Raw genomic sequence first — 4,642 nt, 5'->3', positions numbered from 1 at the left:
GTCCAGCTTGCCGTTCGCGGTCAGGGGCAGGACGTCGAGCGGGACGATCCGGGCCGGGACGAGGTAGTCCGGCAGCGTCTCGGCCAGCCGGGCGCGCAGCTCCGCGGGGTCCGGGGCGGGTCCGTCGGGCGCGGGCACGACGTAGGCGACGAGGCGCTTGTCGCCGGGCCGGTCCTCACGGACCAGGGAGACCGCGTGGGCCACGCCGGGCAGGGCTGCGAGGGCGCCGTCGACCTCGCTGAGTTCGATCCGGAATCCGCGCAGCTTCACCTGGTCGTCGGCCCGGCCGACGAACTCCAGGGTGCCGTCCGGGCGACGGCGGGCCAGGTCTCCGGAACGGTACATCCTCGTCCCCGGGCTCCCGAACGGGTCGGCGACGAAGGAACGGGCGCTGAGCGCGGGGTCGTTCTCGTAGCCGCGGGCGAGCCCGGAGCCGGCAAGGTACAGCTCGCCGACGGCCCCGGCGGGCACCGGCTGCAGTTCCGGGGAGAGCACGTAGGCGGACATCCCGTCCAGCGGGACGCCGATCGGCACGTTGTCCGGGACCGGGCCGCCCGCCCGCATGATGTGGTGGGTGGCGAACACGGTGGTCTCGGTGGGCCCGTAGCCGTTGCTGACGACGGTGCCGGGGCAGGCGGCGAGGACCTTGCGGACGGCGTCGGCGGGGACGACGTCACCGCCGGTGCGCACCTCGCGGACGCCGGCGAAGCAGTCCGGCTCCTCCTCGGCCAGCCAGCGGAACAGGCCGGCCGTCAGCCAGAGTCCGGTGACGCGCTCGTCGACCAGGAGCCGAGCCAGCTCCTTCAGGTCGGTCTCGCCGGGCGGGGCGACGACGACCGTGCCGTGGTTCAGCAGCGGCCCCCACAGCTCCAGCAGGGCGGCGTCCCAGGCGTGCGACGAGTGGAACAGCATCCGCTCCCGGGCACCCGGGGCCCAGCAGGGCTCGTCGGCGAGCTCGACGACGTCGCGGTGGGTGACCGCCACGCCCTTGGGGACGCCGGTGGAGCCGGAGGTGAACATGACGTACGCCAGCCGCTCCGGCTCGACGGTCACGCCCGGGTCCGTGGGGTCCTGGCGGGCCGGACGCGGGTCGGTGTCGACGGCGACGGCCGTCACCCCGTCGTCGGGCGCGTCGGCCCGTTCGGTGGCGCGGGCCGCGTCGGTCAGCAGCAGGCGCGCGCCGGCGCGTTCCAGTACGGTCCGCTGCCGCTGCGCGGGGTGGGCGGGCGCCAGCGGGACGCAGACCGCGCCTGCCTTGAGGACGGCGAGGAAGGCGACGACCAGCAGCGGCGACCGGTCGAGCAGGATGCCGACCCGGTCCTCCGGGCCGGTGCCCAGCTCGCGCAGCAGCCGTGCCAGCCGGTTGGCCCGCTCGTCCAGCTCCCGCCACGTGAGCCGCTCGTCCCCCCGGGAGACCGCGGTGGCGTCCGGGGTGCGGGCGGCGAGGGCGGCGACCCGGCCGTGGATCGTGTCGTCGGGGTCGCCGTGGGCGCCGGCCGCGAGCGGGGTCCGCGTGCCGCCGTCGGCGAGCGCGCGCCGCTCCTCCCGGGAGAGTCCCGAAACGCGTCCCACCGGCTGCTCGGGATCGGCGGCCACCGACTCCAGGACGCGGGTCAGCCGCTCCAGCAGGGCGGGGGCGGTCGCCTCCCCCAGCACGTCGGGCCGGTGGTCGAGACGGAACCGCAGGCCCTGCGAGCGCAGCGACGCGACGAGCAGCAGCGGGTAGTGGGCGGCGTCGCGGCCCTGCACCGCGGTGGCGCGGAGCCGGGACGGGGAGCGCTCGGTGTCCTCGGGCAGCGGGTAGTTCTCGTAGACGAGGGCGGTGTCGAACAGCGGCCGGATGCCCGCGATCCGGTGCACGTCGGCGAGGCCGAGGTACTGGTGGGTGCGCAGGGCGGTCTGTTCGTCCTGGACGCGGGCCAGGGCGGCGCTCCAGCGTTCGGAGCGGTCGAAGCGGACCCGTACCGGCAGGGTGTTGATGAACAGGCCGATCATGTTCTCGGCTCCGGGGAGCTCCGGCGGCCGGCCGGAGACGGTGGTGCCGAACAGGACGTCGTCGCGGCCGAGGTGACGGCCGAGGACGAGCGCCCAGGCCGTCTGGACCACGGTGTTCATGGTGACGCCGGCCCGGGCCGCGTGCCCCTGGAGGGTGGCGGTGAGCTCCGGGGACAGGTCGTGCACGAGCTGCTCGGGCAGCGCGGCCCCGGCCGGTCCCCGGCCGGGGGCGAGCAGGGTGGGCTCCTCGACCCCGGCGAGGGTGTCGCGCCAGGCCCGCTCGCTGACCGTGCGGTCCTGCGCGGCGAGCCAGTCGACGTACGCGCGGAACGGGGCGGGGGCAGGCAGGGTGGCCGCGTCGCCGCCGCTCTCGTACAGGGTGACCAGCTCGCGCAGGAACAGCGGCATGGACCAGCCGTCGAGCAGGATGTGGTGCTTGGTGATGACCAGCCGGTGGCGCTCGTCGCCGAGGCGGATCAGCAGGAAGCGGACCAGGGGCGGTCGGCTCAGGTCGAACCGGTGGGCACGGGCGGCCTCGGTGAGCGCGACGAGTGCGCTCTGCGCGGCGTCGTCGGGCAGCGCGCCGAGGTCCGTCTCGGTCCAGGGCAGGGCCGCGGCGCGCGGCACGACCTGGACGGCCGCGCCGTCCGCGCGGTGGTGGAAGCCCGCCCGCAGGTTGGGGTGCCGGTCGAGGACGGTCTGTCCGGCGGCGCGCAGGGCCGTCGGGTCCAGCGGGCCTTCCAGGTCGAGGACGAGCTGGACGGTGTAGACGTCGGTGCCGCTGTCGTCCGCCTGGAGTGCGTGGAAGAACAGGCCCTCCTGGAGCGGGGTGAGCGCGAAGGCGTCCTCCAGACCGCCGGGGGCGGCGGCGAAGCCGTCGATCTCGGGCTGGGTCAGCCCGGACGTCGGCAGGTCGCCGGGGGTGAACGCGTCGCCGCGCTCGGACTGGCCGGGGTCGGCGAGGGCGCGCAGGGCGGTGAACCACAGCTCGGCGAGCTCCGCCATCTCGGCGCGGTCGAAGAGACCGGCGGGCCAGGAGTACGTGACGTGGAGCCGCGGCCCGTCGTCGCCGTCCCGGGTGACCGCGTTGATCTCGACCGCGTGGCCGAACGGCATGCCCGGGTCGGCGGGGAGCAGCGGGATGCGCAGGTCGGACGCGCTGGACCAGCCGGCGGGGCCCGCCTCGCCGAGGGTGTCGGCACCGTTGCCGACCCGGCCGAGGTAGTTGAAGCCGATCTGCGGGGTGGCGGCGCCCGCCMKGGCGGGCGCGGTGTCCGCGTTGAGGTGGCGGAGCAGGCCGTAGCCGAGTCCGTTGTCGGGGAGGGCGCGCAGTTGCTCCTTGATCTGTCCGAGGGCGGCGACGGTCGCCGCGCCACCGTCCAGCGCGTCGTCCAGGTCGACGGGGCCGGGGTCGAGCCGCACGGGGAAGCGGCTGGTGAACCAGCCGACCGTGCGGGAGAGGTCGAGGGTCTCGTCGAGCTCCTCGCGGCCGTGTCCCTCCATGTCGACGAGGACCGCGTGGGACGGGTCCTGGGTCCAGCGGCGGCGCCAGCGGGCGACGGCGAGGGTCAGGCCGGTGAGCAGCACGTCGTTGATCCTGGTGCGGAACCGGGCGGGCACGTCGGTGAGCAGCGCCGTCGTCAGGTCCGCGGGCAGGGCTGCCATCAGGTGCTCGGCGGTCTCCCGGGTGTCGACGGCGGGGTCGAGGCGGCGGGCGCCGAGGAGCGGGTCGTCGCCCTGCGTCTGCTGTCGCCAGAGCGGGAGTTCGGCGACGCGGGCCGGGTTCTGCGCCTCCATGACGAGGGCCTGCGCCCAGCGGCGGAAGGTGGTGCCGACCGGCGCGGGCCGGGGTTCGCGGCCCGCGCGGGCGGCCTGCCAGGCGTCGGCGAGGTCGGGCAGCAGGATCCGCCAGGACACGCCGTCGACGACGAGGTGGTGGAGGAGGACGAGGAGGAGGCCCTGCTCGTCCGGGCCGGCGTCGAACCAGACGACCTGGAGCAGGACGCCGTTCTCCGGGTCGAGCCGGCGCCGGGCCTCCTCGCCGTGCGCGGAGACCGCAGCGGCGAGGTCGGCGGCGTCGGCCGCCGTGTCCCGGACGTCGACGCGGGTGATGCAGGTCCGGGCGTCGACGGTGCCGCGCGGGGTGGTCTCCAGGTTCCACGGCAGGCCGAGCGCGGCGCCGGTGAGCCGGGCGCGCAGCACGTCGTGGTGGTCGACGACGGCCTGGACGGCCCGGGTCAGTTCGTCCTGGCCGAGGCCGCCGGGAACCCGGAGCACCACGGACTGGTTGAGGCCCTGGAACGGGCCGCCGAGCTGGTGGAGCCAGCGGACGACCGGGGTGCCGGGGACGGGGCCGACGCCGTCGTCGGCGACGGGCGCGGCTTCCGCGGCGGAGGGACGGATCGCGGCCGCCAGCTCCGCGACGGTCTGGTGCCGGAAGATGTCCCGCGGGGTGAGGACGAGGCCGGCCTGGCGGGCGCGGCCGGCGACCTGGATGGCGTTGATGCTGTCGCCGCCCAGGGCGAAGAAGTTGTCGTCGGCGCCGACGGCCAGGTGAAGCTGCGCGGCTTCCGCATCGAACTCGGCGAGGTGGAGGCCGCCCTGACGGGCGCGCCGGGTGTCGCGCGTGCCGTGGCGACCGTACGGG

The 4,642-nt window shown here is 76.0% G+C and carries 1 protein-coding gene; it reads right to left on the bottom strand.

The window, feature by feature from the left end:
• Positions 1-4,642 (bottom strand): non-ribosomal peptide synthetase (locus EAO70_RS36065; protein WP_148007009.1); only part of this gene is annotated, 4,642 nt, incomplete at both ends.

The organism is Streptomyces sp. adm13(2018), from assembly GCF_008042145.1.
Lineage (GTDB): Bacteria > Actinomycetota > Actinomycetes > Streptomycetales > Streptomycetaceae > Streptomyces.
This window is presented reverse-complemented; position numbering and strand designations above follow the sequence as displayed.